General features: G+C 72.0%; 20 protein-coding genes, 3 tRNA genes and 1 pseudogene. 10 read left to right on the top strand and 14 right to left on the bottom strand.

Annotated elements, in window-relative coordinates:
• Positions 1–47: 47 nt before the first annotated feature.
• On the bottom strand, positions 48–494 hold the full coding sequence (locus tag ABD347_RS08300) for an SSI family serine proteinase inhibitor (protein ID WP_344358376.1): 447 nt from the start codon (positions 492–494) through the stop codon (positions 48–50).
• Between the two features lie 226 nt (positions 495–720).
• On the opposite strand from ABD347_RS08300, the gene ABD347_RS08295 reads away from it, so the two are divergent.
• Positions 721–814 (top strand) — tRNA-Ser (locus tag ABD347_RS08295).
• Between the two features lie 227 nt (positions 815–1041).
• A tRNA-Arg gene (locus tag ABD347_RS08290) sits at positions 1042–1114 on the top strand.
• A gap of 240 nt (positions 1115–1354) precedes the next feature.
• Here the strand turns inward: ABD347_RS08290 and ABD347_RS08285 are convergent.
• A pseudogene (locus tag ABD347_RS08285) lies at positions 1355–1498 on the bottom strand (NUDIX hydrolase); the annotation flags it as partial.
• A 110-nt stretch (positions 1499–1608) separates the two neighbouring features.
• On the opposite strand from ABD347_RS08285, the gene ABD347_RS08280 reads away from it, so the two are divergent.
• From ABD347_RS08280 to ABD347_RS08255, 6 genes are all read left to right on the top strand, one after another.
• Positions 1609–2469: a DUF2797 domain-containing protein gene (locus ABD347_RS08280; protein ID WP_344358374.1), complete on the top strand. Its 861-nt coding sequence runs from the start codon at positions 1609–1611 to the stop codon at positions 2467–2469.
• 83 nt (positions 2470–2552) lie between these two features.
• A complete protein-coding gene (locus ABD347_RS08275) occupies positions 2553–2741 on the top strand; it encodes a hypothetical protein (RefSeq protein ID WP_344358372.1) in 189 nt (62 codons plus the stop codon).
• Complete coding sequence (locus ABD347_RS08270) at positions 2722–3609, top strand: amidohydrolase family protein (protein ID WP_344358370.1); 888 nt, start codon at positions 2722–2724, stop codon at positions 3607–3609. The genes ABD347_RS08275 and ABD347_RS08270 overlap by 20 nt, the downstream gene beginning before the upstream one ends.
• A 52-nt stretch (positions 3610–3661) precedes the next feature.
• Positions 3662–4411 (top strand): response regulator transcription factor, encoded by a 750-nt coding sequence (locus ABD347_RS08265; protein ID WP_344358367.1) that lies wholly within the window; start codon positions 3662–3664, stop codon positions 4409–4411.
• A gap of 311 nt (positions 4412–4722) precedes the next feature.
• Positions 4723–6243 carry an MFS transporter gene (locus tag ABD347_RS08260; protein WP_344358364.1) on the top strand — a complete coding sequence of 507 codons (1521 nt, stop codon included), beginning with the start codon at positions 4723–4725 and terminating at the stop codon, positions 6241–6243.
• A 29-nt stretch (positions 6244–6272) separates the two neighbouring features.
• On the top strand, positions 6273–7019 hold the full coding sequence (locus ABD347_RS08255; protein ID WP_344358361.1) for a TetR/AcrR family transcriptional regulator: 747 nt from the start codon (positions 6273–6275) through the stop codon (positions 7017–7019).
• A 95-nt stretch (positions 7020–7114) separates the two neighbouring features.
• Here the strand turns inward: ABD347_RS08255 and ABD347_RS08250 are convergent, their stop codons facing one another.
• The 3 genes from ABD347_RS08250 to ABD347_RS08240 form a co-directional block, all read right to left on the bottom strand.
• Positions 7115–7933, bottom strand: a complete 819-nt coding sequence (locus ABD347_RS08250; RefSeq protein WP_344358358.1) for a YceI family protein — start codon at positions 7931–7933, stop codon at positions 7115–7117.
• A gap of 114 nt (positions 7934–8047) precedes the next feature.
• A complete protein-coding gene (locus ABD347_RS08245) occupies positions 8048–10513 on the bottom strand; it encodes an MFS transporter (protein WP_486388593.1) in 2466 nt (821 codons plus the stop codon).
• Between the two features lie 99 nt (positions 10514–10612).
• A complete protein-coding gene (locus tag ABD347_RS08240; RefSeq protein WP_344358353.1) occupies positions 10613–11068 on the bottom strand; it encodes a MarR family winged helix-turn-helix transcriptional regulator in 456 nt (151 codons plus the stop codon).
• Between the two features lie 159 nt (positions 11069–11227).
• Here ABD347_RS08240 and ABD347_RS08235 point away from each other — a divergent pair, with 159 nt between their 5' ends.
• On the top strand, positions 11228–11428 hold the full coding sequence (locus ABD347_RS08235; protein ID WP_344358350.1) for a hypothetical protein: 201 nt from the start codon (positions 11228–11230) through the stop codon (positions 11426–11428).
• 874 nt (positions 11429–12302) lie between these two features.
• Here ABD347_RS08235 and ABD347_RS08230 read toward each other — a convergent pair.
• The 8 genes from ABD347_RS08230 to ABD347_RS08195 all read right to left on the bottom strand — a co-directional run bounded on the left by ABD347_RS08230 (position 12303) and on the right by ABD347_RS08195 (position 16774).
• Positions 12303–13229, bottom strand: coding sequence for an RNA polymerase sigma factor SigF (locus ABD347_RS08230; RefSeq protein ID WP_344358347.1), 927 nt, complete (start codon positions 13227–13229; stop codon positions 12303–12305).
• A 233-nt stretch (positions 13230–13462) separates the two neighbouring features.
• On the bottom strand, positions 13463–14269 hold the full coding sequence (locus ABD347_RS08225) for an RNA polymerase sigma factor SigF (RefSeq protein ID WP_344358550.1): 807 nt from the start codon (positions 14267–14269) through the stop codon (positions 13463–13465).
• A 239-nt stretch (positions 14270–14508) separates the two neighbouring features.
• Positions 14509–14802, bottom strand: a complete 294-nt coding sequence (locus tag ABD347_RS08220) for a Dabb family protein (RefSeq protein ID WP_344358344.1) — start codon at positions 14800–14802, stop codon at positions 14509–14511.
• Positions 14803–14811: 9 nt separating this feature from the next.
• The gene (locus ABD347_RS08215; protein WP_198944136.1) at positions 14812–14976 is read right to left on the bottom strand and encodes a hypothetical protein; all 165 of its coding nucleotides are present in this window, start codon (positions 14974–14976) and stop codon (positions 14812–14814) included.
• Between the two features lie 179 nt (positions 14977–15155).
• Positions 15156–15240: transfer RNA gene (locus tag ABD347_RS08210), tRNA-Ser, on the bottom strand.
• A 90-nt stretch (positions 15241–15330) separates the two neighbouring features.
• Positions 15331–15759, bottom strand: coding sequence for a tRNA adenosine(34) deaminase TadA (gene tadA / locus ABD347_RS08205; protein WP_344358339.1), 429 nt, complete (start codon positions 15757–15759; stop codon positions 15331–15333).
• A 65-nt stretch (positions 15760–15824) separates the two neighbouring features.
• Positions 15825–16355 carry a tRNA adenosine deaminase-associated protein gene (locus ABD347_RS08200; RefSeq protein WP_344358336.1) on the bottom strand — a complete coding sequence of 177 codons (531 nt, stop codon included), beginning with the start codon at positions 16353–16355 and terminating at the stop codon, positions 15825–15827.
• Between the two features lie 215 nt (positions 16356–16570).
• Positions 16571–16774 carry a hypothetical protein gene (locus tag ABD347_RS08195; protein WP_344358548.1) on the bottom strand — a complete coding sequence of 68 codons (204 nt, stop codon included), beginning with the start codon at positions 16772–16774 and terminating at the stop codon, positions 16571–16573.
• An 84-nt stretch (positions 16775–16858) separates the two neighbouring features.
• Here ABD347_RS08195 and upp point away from each other — a divergent pair, with 84 nt between their 5' ends.
• Complete coding sequence (gene upp / locus ABD347_RS08190) at positions 16859–17494, top strand: uracil phosphoribosyltransferase (RefSeq protein ID WP_344358333.1); 636 nt, start codon at positions 16859–16861, stop codon at positions 17492–17494.
• Here the strand turns inward: upp and ABD347_RS08185 are convergent, their stop codons facing one another.
• Positions 17495–18124, bottom strand: a complete 630-nt coding sequence (locus ABD347_RS08185; protein WP_344358331.1) for a LytR C-terminal domain-containing protein — start codon at positions 18122–18124, stop codon at positions 17495–17497.
• Positions 18125–18230: the final 106 nt, after the last annotated feature.

Here is an 18230-nt window from a genome sequence, read left to right as displayed (position 1 = left end):
CTAAAGGCAGGTGATGTGGGCCCGACGGCGGTTGTGTGCGGGTTCCTCTACGACCTGGCCATCGGCAGCACCGGCTTCAGGGCGTCCCACCTGCTGATCTCGCAGCCGTTGGTCCGCTTGAAGTGGGCGTCGATGTCCTGGCCCTGCCAGGTGCCGGTGACGTGTGCGGTGGCGTCCCCGCCGTGCTGCTGGGTGCACATCTGGTCCTTCGGTACGGGCGCGAACGGGTCCCGGCCCTCCTCGGCCAGCTCGTCGAGCCGGTCGCACGCGCCCTGCACCCGGGGGTGGTTGCCCTCGGCGGTGCGCAGGCCGCACTTCAGCTCGAAGGTGCCGTCCGCCATCGGGTTGCCCGAGTTGCTCACGGTCACGGTCAACGAGTCGGTCCCCGCCAGCAGCGGCAGCGGCAGCGGCCCGCCCCCGGCCGTGGCGGCGGGGGCGGCGACACCGAGCGCGGCGAGGGACGCGGCGGAGGTGAGGACGAGACGGCGCAGCATACGAACTCCTGGGGTCACGGATCCGTCGGGATGCCCGGCATCCCTCACCCCACTAACGCTCCACCCCCCGGCGCGTTGCGCAAGCCGGGCATCCGGGGCACGACGCCGAACGCCTTTGCCCTGCGCCCCGCCCGCCTAGTACCGTGGGGAGCGATTGGTGACAGCCCCTCGGGCTGTGTCATCATCTGCACGCACCACTCGCGCTCGCGTGGGTGAGGCACAAGCTGGAGGCGTCGCCTAGTCCGGTCTATGGCGCCGCACTGCTAATGCGGTTTGGGTCTTAAAGCCCATCGAGGGTTCAAATCCCTCCGCCTCCGCCAGCACCACCCGAAGCCCCGGCCCCACGGCCGGGGCTTCGGCCGTTTCCGGCCCCGAGACCGATCCCGCGACCCTGTCCAACGCGCCCGCCCGGCGTTCACCCATCCGGGGCCTGTTTCTCGTTTTCGCAGGTCAGAGGGGGTGTGGCTAATGGATTTCGCGTCACGGCGCAGGTCATGTAATGTTGTTCCCGCAACGCCGACCGGGCAGAAAAGCCCGGGAAGCACAAGCACTCGTAGCTTAACGGATAGAGCATCTGACTACGGATCAGAAGGTTGCAGGTTCGAATCCTGCCGAGTGCACAGCAGGCAAGAGGCCCTCAGGAGAGATCCTGAGGGCCTCTGTCGTATGTCGCGACGACAGTGATGACAGTGATTGACGGCGGTGATCGATGGCAGTGATTGACGGCAACCGTTTGGAAGGGCCGCTGCCGGACCGACCGGACGGCCGCGAGGACACCGGCCGCGCGTCGTCATCGTCCGGCCGGTCGCCGTCAGCCCTCGGCGCGTCCCCGACACGGCGGTCGGAGGCGGAGCGCTGGGTCACCGGACCGCCTCGTCCTTGAGCACGTAGAGCAGTCCGACGAGGGAGCCGCCGCTGACGATCCCGCGACGGTCGATCATGTCCCGTACGTCAGCCAGCGGGATCCATTCGACCCTGTCCGACTCGTTCTTCTCGGTCGGTGGCCACCCTCAGAAGACCGACGTGCCTTCCTTGTTCTGTGTCACGTGCCGGCCGGCTGGACCGGTCGGGTTGGTGGGGGCGGCGGGGAACGGTCCCCCGTACCGTTGGCGGCATGGTGTGGCGGTGCGGGGGACTGCGGTGGACGGGCGGGGAGCCCGTGCTGGTGTGGGAGGGCGGGCGGGCCGGGGCGCTGGGGTACGGGCGGGAGATCGGTTTCCGGGCCGTGGGGGAGCGCCGGTGCGTCGGGGCGCGGGGGAATCCGTGTCCGGCGCGCGCCGTCGTGAGCGGGCGCGGGACCGGGGCGCGGTGCGGGGAGTGCGCGCGGCTGGACCGGGTGCACTCCGTGGCGGCGGACGGGGCGCCGGACGACGCGCGGGTCTACCGGGTGTACCTGGCGTGGTTCGGTGTTGGCATGGTCAAGGTCGGGATCACGGCGGAGGAGCGCGGTGGTGCCCGGCTGCGGGAGCAGGGGGCCGTCACGTACGGCTGGCTGGGGCGCGGGCCGTTGATGGCGGCGCGGCGCACCGAGGAGGTGCTCGGCACGGCCCTGGGGGTGCCCGACAGGATCCCGTACGCCGCGAAGCGTGCCGCGCGCGTGGGGCTGCCGGGCGAGGCGGAGCGGGCGGCGGAGGTGGCGGCGCTGTACGGGCGGGCCATGGCGGTGCCCGGCTGGGCGGACACGCTGGAGCCGGTGGACCTGCGGGTCGTCGATCACGCGGAGGTGTTCGGGCTCGGCCGGGTGGACCGGATCGACGGGGTGGTCACCGCCCTCGTGGACGGCGGGTGCGTGCGCGGGACGCTCACCGCCGCCGCCGGGCCGGACCTCCATCTGGTGGACCCCGGCGGGCGGGCGCTGGTGCTCGACACCCGGCTGATCACCGGGTGGGAGCTCGTGGCGGCCGGGAGCGGGACGGTGACGACGACCGTGCCCGTCACCGTCCTGCCGCCGGGGGCGCAGGCAGGCCTGTTCTGACCGGGCGGCCCCGGGCGGGGGCTCGGTGCCCCGGTCCGGCGGGGGCCTGGACAGCGCCCGCGCCCCGGCGGAGGGTGAACCGCATGAGCGATCACCTCGTGGGCGGCGTCGATCCCTCCCACCGCACCGCCGTGTTCACGTCCGTACGGACCGATGACGGCGACGACGCGTGCGCGACGACCGCGCGGCGCGTGGACGGGCCGGACCGGTGCGACCGGTACGGCCGCGCAACCGGCGGAGCCGAGCGGAGACATGGCTTTGAGCGCCGGTGACGAGGCGGCACGCGTCCGGGCGTTCTGGGGCCGGCTCGGGCTGCCCGGGCTGGTGGACGTGCACACGCACTTCATGCCGGAGCGCGTGCTGCGGAAGGTGTGGGCGTACTTCGACGCCGTCGGCCCGCTGACCGGGACGCCATGGCCCATCACGTACCGCGAGGAGGAGGACCGGCGGGTCGAGTTGCTGAGAGAGTTCGGGGTGGTGCGCTTCACGTCGATGGTCTATCCGCACAAGGCCGGGATGGCGGAGTGGCTCAACGGGTGGGCGGCGGAGTTCGCCGCGCGGGTCGAGGGGTGCTTGCGGACGGCGACGCTGTTCCCCGAGGAGGGCGTGGAGGAGTACGTCGCGGAGGCGGTCGCCACCGGGGCGCGGGTGGTCAAGGCGCATGTGCAGGTCGGCGCGTACGACCCCGGCGATCCGCTGCTGGACGGCGCCTGGGGGCTGCTGGCCGAGGCCGGCGTACCGGTGGTGATCCACTGCGGCTCGGGGCCGGCCCCGGGCAGGCACACCGGGCCCGAGCCGATCGCGCGGCTGCTCGCCCGGCACCCGCGGCTGCGGCTGGTCGTGGCGCACATGGGGCTGCCCGAGTACGGCGACTTCCTCGACCTCGCCGAGCGGTACGCGGAGGTGCGGCTGGACACCACGATGGCGTTCACGGACTTCGGCGAGCGCATGGCGCCCTTCCCGGTCGGCGAGCGGGGGCGGTTGCTGGAGCTCGGGGACCGGATCCTGCTGGGGAGCGACTTCCCGAACATCCCGTACGGATACCTGCACCAGCTGGAGGCCCTGGAGCGGCTCGAGTTGGGGGACGACTGGCTGCGGGCGGTCTGCCACGACAACGGGGCCCGCTTGTTCTCTCAGTGAATTCACAGGGAGGGGAAAGGCCTCTCTCAGCGCCGCCCGGCAGTGTCGGGGCATGACCGTCTTCTCGCCCCGGAAGCACACCGGCCCGCTCAGACCCGACGGAAGCGCCGTCCGGGTGCTCGTCGTGGACGACGAGGGTTCGCCCGCCGAGCTGCTCTCCATGGCCCTGCGGTACGAGGGGTGGGAGGTGCGCCGCGTCGGCGTCGGCGTCGGCGACGGTGCCGGTGCGGCGCGCGCGGCGCGCGACTTCCGGCCGGACGCCGTCGTGCTGGACATGGTGCCGCCCGACACGGACGGGCGTGCGGTGCTCGGCCGGTTGCGGCGTGAACTGCCGGGCGTGCCGGTGCTGTTCCTCGTGGCGAAGCGGGCGGTGGGGGACCGGATCGCGGAACTGACGGAGGGCGGCGACGACTTCGTCATCAAGCCGTTCGGCCCGGAGGAGGTCGTGGCGCGGCTGCGCGGGCTGGTGCGGCGGTCCGGGGCCGCGCCGGGGCGTGGTGAGTCGCTGCTGGTGGTGGGGGACCTGGTGCTCGACGAGGACAGTCATGAGGTGTCCCGGGGCGGGCGGGCGATCCACCTGACCGCCACCGAGTTCGCACTCCTGCGGTTCCTCATGCGCAATCCGCGGCGGGTGCTCAGCAAGGCGCAGATCCTCGACCGGGTGTGGAGCCACGGCTGCGGTGGCCGGGCCAATGTGGTCGAGCTCTACGTCTCGTACCTGCGGAAGAAGATCGACGCGGGCCGCCCGCCGATGATCCACACCCGGAGGGGCGCCGGTTATCTGATCAGGCCGGGCGAGTGACGCGGACACCCCGCCCACGCTCGCGCGGCTCCCTCACGGCTGCGACGGCTCCCACCGGCTGCAACGGCTGCGACGGCGTCAACCGGTTCCAACGGCTCCCGCCGGCTTTCGACGGTATGCGGCGAAGGGCCGGAGCCCCGTCGGCGGTGGCGGTGGCGTGGCGGTGGCGGGGCCGGCGGAGGCTGGGGCCCGCCCGGTGGGCCGTCGCCCCTGTGCCGAGCGACGTGACCGGAAAAGCGTTATACGGCGTAGAGCAAGACTTGTACGGTGTACGGGAACACGCCCCGTACACCGTACAAGGAGTCCTCCGCATGACGGCGACCACCGCCGGGAACCAGAAGCCACCCACCGCCCCGGCAAGCGGCGGTGGCCACCCGCAGCGCTGGCTGATCCTCGGCGTGATCTGCCTCGCCCAGCTCACCGTGCTGCTGGACAACACCGTCCTCAGCGTCGCGATCCCCTCCCTCACCAGGGAGCTCGACGCCTCCACCGCCGACATCCAGTGGATGATCAACGCGTACTCACTCGTCCAGTCCGGACTGCTCCTCACCGCCGGAAACGCCGCCGACCGCTACGGACGCAGGAAGATGCTCCTCACCGGTCTCGCACTGTTCGGCATCGGCTCGCTGGCCGCCGGGCTCGCCCAGTCCTCCGGCCAGTTGATCGCCGCCCGCGCGGGCATGGGCGTCGGAGGCGCGCTGCTGATGACCACCACGCTCGCGGTCGTCGTCCAGATCTTCGACGACACCGAGCGCGTGAAGGCCATCGCCCTGTGGTCGACCGTCAGCTCGCTCGGCTTCGCCGCCGGGCCGCTGCTGGGCGGTCTCGTGCTCGACCACTTCTGGTGGGGCGCCATCTTCCTGGTCAACATCCCGGTCGTGCTCATCGGCCTCGTCGCCGTCGCCGCCCTCGTACCGGAGTCCAAGCACAAGCAGGGGGCCCGGCCGGACCTCGTCGGCGCCGTGCTCTCCACCATCGGTATGACGGCGGTGGTGTACGCGATCATCTCCGGGCCCGAGCACGGCTGGTCCTCCGGACAGGTGCTCGTCCCGGCGTCCCTGGGCGTGGTCGTCCTCGCCGCCTTCGCCGTGTGGGAGCTGCGCACCCCGTACCCCATGCTCGACATGCACTTCTTCCGCAACCAGCGCTTCGTGGGCGCCGTCGCGGGCGCCATCCTGGTCGCCTTCGGCATGACCGGTTCGCTGTTCCTGCTCACCCAGCACCTGCAGTTCGTGCTCGGCTACGGGCCGCTCGACGCGGGTCTGCGCACCGCGCCGCTCGCCCTCACCGTCGTCGTGCTGAACCTGGCCGGTGTCGGCGCGTGGCTGCTGTCCAGGCTCGGCACGCCGTGGACCATCGCCGTCGGCATGGCCCTGGTCGCGGCCGGTCTCGCCGCGATCGCCGTCCTCGGCGGGGCGCACGGATACGGCGGCATGCTGATCGGGCTCGTCGTCATGGGCGCGGGCGTCGCGCTGTCCATGCCCGCCATGGCCAACGCCATCATGAGCGCGATCCCGCCGGAGAAGGCGGGCGTGGGCGCCGGGATCAACGGCACCCTCGCGGAGTTCGGCAACGGGCTCGGCGTCGCCGTCCTCGGCGCCGTGCTCAACTCCCGGTTCGCCGCGCTGGTGTCCGTGCCGGCGGCCTCCCTGCCCGCCGCGCTGGCGGCGGCCGACGGACCGGCCGAGAAGGCCCGGATCTCGGACGCGTTCGCCACCGGCCTGGAGACCAGCCAGCTGGTCGGCGCGGTGGCGGTCCTGGCAGGCGGCCTGCTGGCGGCGGTGCTGCTGCGGCGGGCCGAGCGCGCCGACGCGCCCCTCGCCGGGGCATAGCATCGGGCCAGGAACGAGGAGGAAAGCCCATGGTGTCGGCGCGACGGACGAGCGTGTGGCTGGAGGGCAAGGCGCCCCGGGCGCGGAAGGCCGACCAGCCCTCCGGACTCGACCGCGAGAAGATCACCGAGGCGGCGGTCCGGCTGCTCGACGCCGAGGGCCTGGCCAGGTTCTCGATGCGCAAGCTCGCGGCCGGGCTGAACGTCACCGCGATGTCGGTCTACTGGTACGTCGACACCAAGGACGACCTCCTGGAGCTGGCGCTCGACCGGGTGATGGGCGAGCCGGTCCTCCCGGACACCGCGCCCGGAGCGGACTGGCGCGACCAGCTCCGGGAGCTGGCCGCCTCCTACCGCTCGCTCTTCGTCGCCCATCCCTGGGCGTCCTCGCTGGTCGGCCGCTTCCTCAACGTCGGGCCCCACTCCATGGAACTCGCCCGCACGGCCCAGCACGTGATCGCCGCGACCGGGCTGCCGCTGCACCTCCAGACCGGCGCGATGGCCTCGGTGTTCCAGTTCGTCTACGGCTTCGGCACCACCGAGGGCCAGTTCCGGCAGCGGTGCGAGGAGGCCGGGATGAGCCAGGACGAGTACTTCCGCGCCGCCATGGGAAGCGTCCGCGAACAGCCCGGCTACGGCGAGCACTTCGAGCGGGCCGAGCGGATGATGGAGGCCAGGGGCGGGAACACCGTGGCGGAGATGCGGGACCGGGACTTCCGGTTCGCGCTGGAGGTGCAGATCGCGGGTATCGAGGCCATGGTGGCCAGGAACTCCTGAGGACAAGGGCTCCCTGAGGGCCACGGGCACCTGAGGACAAGGGCTCCCCGAGGGCCACGGGCACCTGAGGACAAGGGCTCCCTGAGGGCCTCGGCTCACCCCTGCGGCAGCGTGTTCCCCCGTACCGCCTGGACGTCCAGCTCCACCCGCAGGGTCGTGCCGATCGCGGAGATCCCCGCCTGGACCACCTGGTTGTAGTTCATGGCGAAGTCCTCCCGGCGCAGCCGCGCCGTCGCCCGGAAGGCGGCCCGTACCCCGCCCCAGGGGTCGGGGCCCATGCCCAGGTACGAGAGGTCGAGGTCGACGTCCCGGACGACCCCGTGGAGGGACAGGGCGCCGTGCACGGTCCAGCGGTCGGGGCCCGCCGGGGTGAGCCCGTGGCCGTGGTACGTGATCTCGGGGTACGCCTCCACGTCCAGGAAGTCGGGCGACTTCAGGTGCTTGTCCCGCAGCGCGTTGCCCGTGTCGACGGACGCGGCCGAGATCACCGCGTCCACGCGCGAGGCGGCGAGGTCCGGCGAGATCTCGATCCGGCCGCCGAAGTCGGTGAACCTGCCGTGCACGCTGGAGATGCCCAGGTGCTGGGCGACCGCCCCCACGGACGAGTGCGCCGGGTCCAGCGTCCAGACACCCGGCGGGGGAAGCTCGACACCGCCCGCCCGCGCCAGGACCACCGTGCCGGCCTCGGCCCGCCCGCTCGCCGTCACCAGCGCGGTGGACGCCGCCGGGGCGTACCCGACCGCCGTCACGATCACCGTGTACGGGCCGGGGGCCAGGGGCGCGTCCGCGACGACGGCCCCCTCGGTGTCGGCCTCGGCGCGCAGCACCTGCGCGCCGGTCATGTCGGTCACGGTCACCACGGCGTGCTGGACGGGCCAGCCGTCGCGGGTGCGTACCTGTGCGTGCAGTCCCATTCCCGTGTCTCTCCTCGTACAGAAAAAAGCGGGGCGGCAGGCCGTCCCCTGCCTGCCGCCCCGGTGCCCGGCCGCGCCTCCGCTCGACACGCGGCCGGGGTCCTTGGGTCCCGGCTACTCGCCGGGGTGGGCGAGCTCGATGTCGTGGCCGTCGACTCCGTGCCCGGCCACCGTCAAAGAGCCCGCCACCGGCGGGTAGCCGGTCGCGATGACCGTGTACTCGCCCGCGTCCAGGTCGGCGAACGCGTAGGCGCCGTCCTCACCGGTGGTCGCCGTCGCGACGACGTTCCCCGCCGCGTCGACGAGCGTCACCCGCGCGTCCACCAGCGGGCGGCTGCCCTCCCCGGCGCGTACCGTGCCCCGGAGCCGCGCACCGGGCCGCAGGAGCGCCTCCACCCGGGTGACGCCCTGGCCTCCGATCTCGACCGGCAGGGCGAGCGGCCGGTGGCCCTCGGCGTTCACCGCGACGGTCACCGGGCCCGGCACCAGCTCGGCGAAGGCGAAGGTGCCGTCCTGCGTGGACGTGCCGGTGGCCAGGACGTCCCCGCGCACATCCGTGACGACCACCATCGCGCCCTCGACGGGCTCGCCGCCCTCGGCGCTCCGCACGGCGCCGACCAGTCCGCTCGTACCGGACAGGAGGATGTCGTACGCCAGCGCCTCGTCGCCCACCACCACGGTGGACGCCTGCGGCTGGAAGCCGTCGGCCGAGGCGATCAGGACGTAGGAGCCCGGCCCCGGCGCGTCCAGCGAGTAACGGCCGTCGGCCTGCGCGACCGCGCGGCCCAGCTGGCGCCCGCCGAGGGAGATCAGCGTGACGGCGGCGCGGGCGACGGGCGTGCCCTCGGCGGTGCGGACGGCTCCGTGGACCGGCGTGCCGTGCACGGGGGTGCCGTGGACCGGAGTGCCATGGACCGGGGTGCCGTCGCCGGCCGGTGCGACGGCGGACGACTCGGCGGTGACCGCCGTGGCCGTGGCCGGGGCAGTGGCTGGGGCCGCTTGCGTCGTCCCTTCCCGCGCCCCTTCCCGCGCTCCTTCCCGTGTCGCCTCGGGCATCACCTCGGGCTCGGATTCCGGCTTCGCGTGGCTCTTCAGCGCGACCTCCTTGATGAACAGCGTCACGAGGAAGGCGATCAGGGCGAAGGGGGCGGAGTAGAGGAAGACGTCGGCCACACCGTGCCCGTACGCCGTCTCCATGACCGTACGGAGCGGGGCCGGCAGCGCGTCCAGGTCGGGGATGGCGCCCCCGCCCGTGCCGCCGTGGCCCATGGCCGCGCCCTGCGGACCCAGGTCGGCGAGGCCGTCCTGGACGTAGTGGGTGACCCGGTTGGCCATGACCGCGCCCAGCGCCGAGACGCCGATGGCGCCGCCGAGGGAACGGAAGAAGGTGACCACGGACGAGGCGGCACCGAGGTCGGAGGGGGCGACCTGGTTCTGGGTGCACAGCACGAGGTTCTGCATCATCATGCCCAGGCCCAGGCCCAGGAGGGCCATGAAGACCGCGATGTGCCAGTACTCCGTGTCGTACCGGATCGTGCCCAGCAGGCCGAGGCCCGCCGTGACCAGCGCGCCACCGGCGACCAGCCACGCCTTCCAGCGGCCCGTCCTGGTGATGGCCAGGCCGCTGACCGTGGAGGACAGGAACAGTCCACCGATCATCGGGATGGTCATGACGCCGGACATCGTCGGCGACTTGTCCCGCGCCAGCTGGAAGTACTGGCTGAAGAAGACCGTGCCGGCGAACATCGCGACACCGACGAAGAGCGAGGCGACCGAGGCGAGGGTGATCGTCCGGTTGCGGAACAGCCGCAGCGGAATGATCGGCTCGCTCGCCCTCGACTCCACCAGCAGGAACAGCGCACCGAGCAGGACCGAACCGCCGACCATGGTGTACGTCTGCCACGACGCCCAGTCGTACTTGTCACCGGCGAAGGTGACCCACACCAGGAGCAGCGACACCGCCGCGCTGATGAAGAACGCGCCGGACCAGTCGACCTTCACCCGGCGCTTGACGACCGGCAGCTTCAGCGTCTTCTGCAGCACGATCAGCGCGATGACCGCGAAGGGCACGCCGACGTAGAAGCACCAGCGCCAGCCGAGCCAGTCGGTGTCGGTGATGACGCCGCCGAGCAGCGGGCCGCCGACGGTGGCGACGGCGAACGTGGCCCCGAGGTAGCCGCTGTAACGGCCGCGCTCGCGCGGGGAGATCATCGCGGCCATCACGATCTGCGCGAGGGCCGACAGGCCGCCCACGCCGACGCCCTGGACCACGCGGCAGGCGATGAGCATGCCGGCGTTCTGGGACAGGCCGGCGACGACCGACCCCAGCACGTAGATGATCAGGGCTATCTGGACCAGCAGCTTCTTGGAGACGAGGTCCGAGAGCTTGCCCCACAGCGGGGTGGTCGCCGTCATCGCGAGCAACGCGGCGGTCACGACCCAGGTGTAGGCGCTCTGGCCGCCGCCGAGGTCGGAGATGATCTCGGGCAGGGCGTTGGAGACGATCGTCGACGACAGGATGGCGACGAACATCCCGAGCAGGAGCCCGGAAAGCGCCTCCATGATCTGCCGGTGCGTCATCGGCGAGCCGCCGTCAGGGGTCTTGGCGTGGCCGCCCCGCACACCGGCCGGTGTGGTCGTAGCCATGAACTTCCTTTACTTGCGTACCGACGTACGTACTTACGCGGGTGTACGGGTGGCGTGGGCCCGGCAGTCTCCGAAGGAGTCCCGGAGGAGGGCCAGCAGTGCGGTCAGCCGACCGACGTCGTCGTCGGACCAGTCCTGGAGGGTGCGGGCGAGCATGTCCGTGGTCCGACGGCCGAGGTCGGCGAGCATGTCGTGTCCCGCCGGGGTGAGCCGCAGGATGCGCGAGCGCCGGTCGTCCGGGTCGGGCAGCCGCTCGATCCAGCCCCGGTCCACGACGTGCGCGACATGGCGGCTGGTGACCGACATGTCGACGGCGAGCAGCTCGGCGAGCCGGCTCATCCGCATGTCGCCGTGGTGGGCCATGAGGGACAGCACGGCCGCGGAGCCGCCCGGGCATTCGGCGGGCAGGGCCCGGGAGAGTCCGCGCTTGACGGCGCCGATGGCGCTGAGCTGCCGGGCCAGTTCCTCGTACTGAAGCCGCTCGGCCATGGACACCCCCACACATCTCGTTGCTTAGGGCAACCATAGAAGCCGTTGGTTGCTACAGGCAAACTAAAAGTGGGCGAAGGCGGCTAAAGTCCTGGCAAAGACGGGTGAGGGCCGGGCGGCGGTTGGGCGGCGGGGCCGGGTTCGCTAGGGTCCTGCCCCATGGCACACAACCCTCAGGGCCCGGACGGCAACTACGACCCCGCGGGCAGCACGCAGATGTTCCGCGCCTTCGTCGACGAGGGCACGCCGCAGCGGCAGCAGCACGTCGCGGCCCGGCCGGGCCCCCGGGTCGGTCTGATCGCCGGCGTCGTCGCGGTCGTCGTGATCGTCGCCGCGGTCGCCTGGCTCGCACTCGGCTGACCGTTTCCACTCACCCCCGGGACGCGGTGACGCCCCCGGGGGCTCGATCCGCTGCCCGGCGGGACTCGCCAGGCCTCCACGCGGACCATGTACGACGCCATCCGCGCCGCGTCCCGGCGCGCCCCAGCACGCTGCCGTCCGCGCCGCGCCCGGCGCGTGCCCGCCCTCCGTGCCGTGCCCGCCGCTACCCCGGCGCGTGCTCGCCCTCCGTGCCGTGCCCGCGTCCCGGCGCGCCCGCCCGCCATCCGCGCCGCGTCCCGGCGCGCCCGCTGCGATCGGCGCGGGCAGCGGCAGGTCCGGGCCGACGGTGGCCCGGCAGACGCGGGGCGCCCCGCTGATCCGCGTCCCGGACGGCACGGTGCCCAACGGGCCGGTGGGCCACCGGGGTTGCGCGCGCAACCGCACGGTGACCTTCTCGCGTCAGCGCCCGTCCACGGCCCGCCCGGAGCGGTTCGCCGACCGCGCATGGCGGGGCTCGGCCGGCTACCGATCCGGCGGTGGGGTGGCTTCACGGGCGCCGTCGACAGGGGCGCTGCCAACCTGGTGGGGTGCCGTACGCCGGGCTGCGCGGCACCGCGGCGGCGGGTGGCCCGGCCGGTCGGCAGCGGCCTTCGGGACGGGCGCCGATGCCGGCGGCGGGTGGCACGACGGCGCGGGTGTCCCGGGGCGGCGCCCTCGTCCCCGTACCGCCTCCCACGCCGTGCGGGGGTACGGGCGCGGCCGGCCCTACCGGCGCCGTCGCCCGCACGCGGCCGGGCGCTCCGCCCGGACAGGGGAGCGCCGCCACCACCGGCCCCGGCCCCCGGTCGTCGGCGGTCCGTCGTTCCTCTCCGGCTGACGGACCGTCGGCTTGCGGGGGGTGCGGGGGTGTGCGTCAGTCGGAGATGAGCCCTTCGCGCAACTGCGCGAGCGTCCGCGTCAGCAGGCGCGAGACGTGCATCTGGGAGATGCCGACCTCCTCGCCGATCTGCGACTGCGTCATGTTGGCGAAGAACCGCAGCATGATGATCTGCCGTTCACGGGGCGGGAGTTTGGCGAGGAGCGGCTTGAGCGACTCCCGGTACTCGACGCCCTCCAGGGCGCTGTCCTCGTACCCGAGCCGGTCCGCCAGCGAACCCTCGCCGCCGTCGTCCTCGGGCGAGGGGGAGTCGAGCGAGGACGCCGTGTACGCGTTGCCGACCGCGAGGCCGTCGACCACGTCGTCCTCCGACACGCCCAGTACGGCGGCGAGTTCGGGGACGGTCGGGGACCGGTCGAGCTTCTGCGCCAGCTCGTCGCTCGCCTTGGTCAGCGCCAGGCGGAGCTCCTGGAGCCGGCGCGGCACGCGCACCGACCACGAGGTGTCGCGGAAGAACCGCTTGATCTCCCCGACGACCGTCGGCATCGCGAACGTGGGGAACTCCACGCCCCGTTCGCAGTCGAACCGGTCGATCGCCTTGATCAGGCCGATGGTGCCGACCTGGACGATGTCCTCCATGGGCTCGTTGCGCGAGCGGAAGCGGGCCGCGGCGTACCGCACGAGGGGCAGGTTCAGCTCGATGAGCGTGTCGCGGACGTACGTGCGCTCCGGGCCGTCCACACCTTTGGCGTCCAGGGCGGCGAGCCGCAGGAACAGGGAGCGGGACAGAGTGCGGGTGTCGATGGCTTCGGACGCCGACGACGCGGTGTCCGGAGCCGATGCGGGGCCGGTCTGCGCGGGTACGGGCACCGGCACCGGGACGGACTCCGGCACGGGCACGGGCACGGACGCCGGCACGGGCGTGAGCGTGAGCACCTTCGAGCTGCCCTGTTCTGCGGACATGCCACCCCCTTGAGGTCGCGGACGGTCGCGTGGGCCGCGACCATCGGAGGAACGCAGCCTCCACCTGAATACCGGAGCCGAGACTGCGGCAAACGCGGTTCCAGCAGAATGTCACATGTCGGCAACGCGCTGTAGTGACTTGTCGACAAGAATGCGGCAAGTATGCGCAGGAAACTGGGGGTGTGGGGCTTTTGGGCCCCCGGTGATAGGCCGAACGGGTCTACCCGATCAGGTTACGCGTCGATTCGATTTGCGGACCTCAGGCGGGCGAAGCTGCGGGCGAGGAGCCTTGACACATGCATCTGTGAGACGCCGAGTTCCTGGCTGATCTGGGACTGCGTCAGGTTGCTGTAGTACCGCAGCATCAGGATCCGCTGCTCCCTCTCGGGCAGCTGGACGAGCAGGTGCCGCACCAGGTCCCGGTGCTCGACCCCGGCGAGTGCCGGGTCCTCGTAGCCGAGCCGGTCCAGGAGGCCCGGCATGCCGTCGCCCTCCTGGGCCGCCTCCAGGGAGGTGGCGTGGTACGAGCGGCCCGCCTCGATGCAGGACAGCACCTCGTCCTCGGAGATCTTCAGCCGCTCGGCGATCTCGGCGGTCTTCGGGGACCTGCCGTGAGCCGTCGTCAGGTCCTCCGTGGCGCCGTTGACCTGCACCCACAGCTCATGCAGCCGGCGTGGCACATGGACGGTCCGTACGTTGTCGCGGAAGTACCGCTTGATCTCGCCGACGACGGTCGGCATCGCGAACGTGGGGAACTGCACCCCGCGGTCCGGGTCGAACCGGTCGATCGCGTTGATCAGGCCGATGGTTCCGACCTGGACGACGTCCTCCATGGGCTCGTTGCGGGACCGGAAGCGGGCGGCGGCGTACCGCACCAGCGGCAGGTTCGCCTCGATGAGCGCCGCGCGGACCCGGGTGTGCTCCGGGGTGCCGGGCTCCAATGTCTTGAGCTGGCCGAACAGCACCTGGGTGAGCGCTCGGGTGTCGGCGGCCCGCCCCTGTGCCGCGGTGCGGGCCTCCGGCTCGTTCTGGGGCGGCACCTGTTGAGGCGTCGTACTGGCCGGCACGTTCACGCCACCCCTTCGCGGTCGATTGCGCGGTGGATATACGCGGTCAATTACGGTCAACTCATCCGTCAAAAGCGGTCATAGCATCACAAGACATGTCCACTGTGTGCAAGCACCTATTAACGTCGTGTTGTCGCCGTACATCGCGAAAAACCCCGCACCGGAGGGGTGCGGGGCTTGCGTTCCGTCAGCCGCAGGGGGCGGCGTACGGCTCAGAACTCGTAGTCGGCGATCACCCATGTGGCGAACTCGCGCCACAGACCGGCGGCGGCCTGGTGGGCGGGATGCTCGATGTACCGCTTCAGCGCGTCCTTGTCGTCCACCGCCGAGTTGATGGCGAAGTCGTACGCGATGTCCCGGTCGGTGATGTTCCAGGCGCACTCCCAGAACCGCAGCTCCGGGACGAGCTCACCGAGCTCCTCGAACGCTTTCACGGCCTCGGCGACGCGCGGCTCGTCCCGCCGCACCCCGTCGTTGAGCTTGCAGAGGACCAGGTGGCGGATCACAGCGGACTCCTAGTTGACGAGCTCGGTCATGAAGTCGCCGACGCCCTGCGCGGCGCTCGAAATGCCCTCGAACCCTACCCCTACGAGGTCGGCGGCTCGCTGCGGGGAGTTGATGATCGTGTACAGCACGAAGACGACGAGGACGTACAGCGTGATCTTCTTGGCCTGCACCATCGACCCGGTCTCCCCGTCTCCCCTGTGATCCGCTGCGCGGTCGGGTGAGTCTAACCGAGCCTCCAAGGACCAAGGCTCTCCCCATCGGGGCCTTTTGCCGGTCCCCCCGTCCACACGCAAAGCGAAGAGGCAACGCGAAGGGCCCCGACGTCGAAGCGTCGGGGCCCTTCACAGAAGAGCGGTAGCGGAGGGATTTGAACCCTCGGTGACTTGCGCCACACTCGCTTTCGAGGCGAGCTCCTTCGGCCGCTCGGACACGCTACCGAGAGAGAGCTTAGCCCAAGGGTGCCGCTTCGAAGAAATCCGTCATCAGGGAGGGCGCACGGTCGCGTCTCCGGTCTCCCGGCAGCACCTTCAGCGGTCGCGGAAGAAGCGGGTGAGCAGGGCCGCGCACTCCTCCGCCAGCACGCCCTGGACGACCTCGGGCCGGTGGTTGAGCCGCCGGTCCCGCACCAGGTCCCAGAGCGAGCCGACCGCGCCCGCCTTCTCGTCCAGCGCCCCGAACACCAGCCGGTCCACCCGGGACTGCACGAGGGCGCCCGCGCACATCACGCATGGTTCCAGCGTGACGACCAGTGTGCAGCCCGTCAGCCGCCACTCCCCGTACGCCTCGGCCGCCCGGCGCAGCGCCAGCACTTCGGCGTGCGCGGTCGGATCCGCCGTCACCTCGCGCTCGTTGTGACCGGTGGCGAGCACCGTGCCGTCCGGGGACAGGACGACCGCGCCGACCGGCACGTCGCCGGCCCGCGCGGCTCGCTCGGCCTCCTCCAGCGCGCGGCGCATGGGTGCCCGCCATGGCTCCCGGACGGGGTCGGTCGCGGTGGGCGGGGGGGTCGGTGCCGGACGCACTAGCGGACGGCCTCCAGCACCTCCGCGGCGCCGAGCGCGTCCGCGATCTCGGACAGCGCGTCGGTGTCGAGCGCCAGCAGCTCCTTCTCGGACAGGCCCAGGTCGGCCAGGACCAGCCGGTCGCCGACCGGCTCCGCGGGCACGACCTCGGCCGCCACCGCCGATTCCTCCTCGTCGTCGTCCTCGTCCGGCTCCCCGTCCTCGGTGCCGTCGAGGTCCAGCGCGTCCAGGTCGGGGCCGTCGTCCTCCTGGTCGTCGCCCAGCAGTTCCTTGGTGAGGATCTCCCCGTAGGAGGAGCGGGCGGCGGCCGCTCCGTCGGAGACGTAGATGCGAGGGTCGTCCTCACCCTCCACGCGGACGATGCCGAACCATGCGTCCTCCTGCTCGATGAAGACGATCACTGTGTCGTCGTCCACCGAGGCATCACGGGCCAGCTCGGTCAGATCCGACAAGGTCTCCACATCGTCGAGCTCTGTGTCGCTCGCTTCCCACCCGTCTTCGGTGCGCGCGAGCAGTGCGGCGAAGTACACCGTGACTCTCCCACTGATCAGAGGTGTGACGATCGGGCGGCACGCTCCTGAATGCCCCGCCCACTCGGCATCGTGGCAGATGCGAGGCCCTCAGGAGAGGTGTTCCGCTCTTGCGTCGTGCACCAGTCTGAGTCCGCCACCCGGTCCGTGTCACCAGCGGACCCCCGCCCGGCCCCCGCACAGCTTGCGCACGGCTCCCGGCGGACCAGGGCGGTTCACCAGCGGAACGTGCGCATCCGCATCTGCTGGCGCATCCTCGCGGCCCTCGCCCGGCGGGGCTGGACGCGGTCGCGCAGCGCCTTCGCCTCGTTCAGTTCGCGCAGGAACTGGGCACGCCGCCGCCTGCGCTCGGCGTCGGCCTCCTGGCGGGCCGGCGCCCGGCTGTCCTGCTCCCGCTCCGGCTCTCGCGGGTCCGGCATCACGACCACCCCCAGGCTGGGTCCGTCCACCCCACCTTCCCTCCGCGGCGGGGGTTGATGCCAGTGCGGGCTACTGTTGAGGACATGCGGATCCACGTCGTCGACCACCCGCTGGTGGCGCACAAACTCACCACGCTGCGCGACAGGCGCACCGACTCCCCGACATTCCGGCGGCTCGCCGACGAGCTGGTCACCCTGCTCGCGTACGAGGCCACCCGGGACGTGCGCACCGAGCAGGTCGACGTCGAGACACCGGTGACCACGACGACAGGCGTGAAGCTGTCGAGCCCGAAGCCGCTCGTGGTGCCGATCCTCCGGGCCGGCCTGGGCATGCTCGACGGCATGGTGCGGCTGCTGCCGACCGCCGAGGTGGGCTTCCTGGGGATGATCCGCAACGAGGAGACGCTCGAGGCGTCCACGTACGCCACGCGTATGCCGGAGGACCTCTCCGGGCGCCAGGTGTACGTCCTGGACCCGATGCTGGCCACGGGCGGCACGCTGGTCGCCGCGATCCAGGAGCTGATCAAGCGCGGCGCGGACGACGTGACGGCGGTCGTGCTGCTGGCCGCGCCCGAGGGCGTCGAGGTCATGGAGCGCGAGCTGGCGGGGACGCCGGTGACGGTCGTGACGGCTTCGGTCGACGAGCGCCTCAACGAGCACGGCTACATCGTGCCGGGCCTGGGTGACGCGGGCGACCGCATGTACGGAACGGCCGAGTAGCTAGCACTTCCCGGAGGGTGCGGGCGCGGGCTCGGCCAGGGCGGCCAGGGCCGCGGTCGCGTCCTTCGGCGGTGTGAGGCTCTTGAAGGCCGTGCCGATGATCAGGTCCACGTCCGCCGTCGCGCGGGTGTCCGTCTTGAGCGTGGCGCCCCGCACCTGCGTACTCAGCACGGGGAAGGCGTTCTCGCGGGCCCCGGCGGCGCCCAGCACCATGCCGGGGCCGGGGACCTTCTTGTCGTAGGCGGCCGGGGCGTTGCCCACCTTGCCGATGGCGAAGCCGCGCTTCTTCAGCTCGTCGGCGGTCGACTTGGCGAGGCCCGCCCGGGGGGTCGCGTTGTAGACGTTCACCGTGATCTGCGCGGGCTTGAGCGGTACGTGGACCGGTGTGACGGGGATCTTCCGGGGCTTGCAGCCGGGGCCGGCCGCGGTACGAGCGCGGTTGTCGGCCCCGCCCCCGCCGAAGACGTCGATGAGCTGCACGGTTCCCCAGCCGGCCAGGCCGAGGGCGACCACTGCGGCGAGGGCCGCGACCACGATGCGGCGACGTCGTCGGGGGCGGCGCATGCGCGGGTAGGCGTTACCCGTGATGCGGTACTTTCCGCCCATACCGGGGGGAGTGAGCATGCTCATGAGCGCAGCGTAATGCGGCCCGGTGACTATGCCTACTAAACGATCAGCGGATGGGGCCGGACGGGTGGGAAAGGGCCCGAAAGGCTGACACCACCCGGCGGTCCGC

The sequence above is a fragment of the Streptomyces gobitricini genome, from assembly GCF_039532985.1.
GTDB lineage: Bacteria > Actinomycetota > Actinomycetes > Streptomycetales > Streptomycetaceae > Streptomyces > Streptomyces gobitricini.
The sequence above is the reverse complement of the archived record's forward strand: the minus strand, read 5'-3'. Positions and strand labels throughout refer to the sequence as shown.

Bases quoted from the DNA above. Each gene is read 5' to 3' on its own strand.
- ABD347_RS08300 (WP_344358376.1), bottom strand. From the start codon at position 494: ATGCTGCGCCGTCTCGTCCTCACCTCCGCCGCGTCCCTCGCCGCGCTC.
- ABD347_RS08280 (WP_344358374.1), top strand. From the start codon at position 1,609: ATGGTGTGGCGGTGCGGGGGACTGCGGTGGACGGGCGGGGAGCCCGTG.
- ABD347_RS08275 (WP_344358372.1), top strand. From the start codon at position 2,553: ATGAGCGATCACCTCGTGGGCGGCGTCGATCCCTCCCACCGCACCGCC.
- ABD347_RS08270 (WP_344358370.1), top strand. From the start codon at position 2,722: ATGGCTTTGAGCGCCGGTGACGAGGCGGCACGCGTCCGGGCGTTCTGG.
- ABD347_RS08265 (WP_344358367.1), top strand. From the start codon at position 3,662: ATGACCGTCTTCTCGCCCCGGAAGCACACCGGCCCGCTCAGACCCGAC.
- ABD347_RS08260 (WP_344358364.1), top strand. From the start codon at position 4,723: ATGACGGCGACCACCGCCGGGAACCAGAAGCCACCCACCGCCCCGGCA.
- ABD347_RS08255 (WP_344358361.1), top strand. From the start codon at position 6,273: ATGGTGTCGGCGCGACGGACGAGCGTGTGGCTGGAGGGCAAGGCGCCC.
- ABD347_RS08250 (WP_344358358.1), bottom strand. From the start codon at position 7,933: ATGGGACTGCACGCACAGGTACGCACCCGCGACGGCTGGCCCGTCCAG.
- ABD347_RS08245 (WP_486388593.1), bottom strand. From the start codon at position 10,513: ATGACGCACCGGCAGATCATGGAGGCGCTTTCCGGGCTCCTGCTCGGG.
- ABD347_RS08240 (WP_344358353.1), bottom strand. From the start codon at position 11,068: ATGGCCGAGCGGCTTCAGTACGAGGAACTGGCCCGGCAGCTCAGCGCC.
- ABD347_RS08235 (WP_344358350.1), top strand. From the start codon at position 11,228: ATGGCACACAACCCTCAGGGCCCGGACGGCAACTACGACCCCGCGGGC.
- ABD347_RS08230 (WP_344358347.1), bottom strand. From the start codon at position 13,229: ATGTCCGCAGAACAGGGCAGCTCGAAGGTGCTCACGCTCACGCCCGTG.
- ABD347_RS08215 (WP_198944136.1), bottom strand. From the start codon at position 14,976: ATGGTGCAGGCCAAGAAGATCACGCTGTACGTCCTCGTCGTCTTCGTG.
- tadA (WP_344358339.1), bottom strand. From the start codon at position 15,759: ATGCGCCGCGCGCTGGAGGAGGCCGAGCGAGCCGCGCGGGCCGGCGAC.
- ABD347_RS08195 (WP_344358548.1), bottom strand. From the start codon at position 16,774: ATGCCGGACCCGCGAGAGCCGGAGCGGGAGCAGGACAGCCGGGCGCCG.
- upp (WP_344358333.1), top strand. From the start codon at position 16,859: ATGCGGATCCACGTCGTCGACCACCCGCTGGTGGCGCACAAACTCACC.
- ABD347_RS08185 (WP_344358331.1), bottom strand. From the start codon at position 18,124: ATGAGCATGCTCACTCCCCCCGGTATGGGCGGAAAGTACCGCATCACG.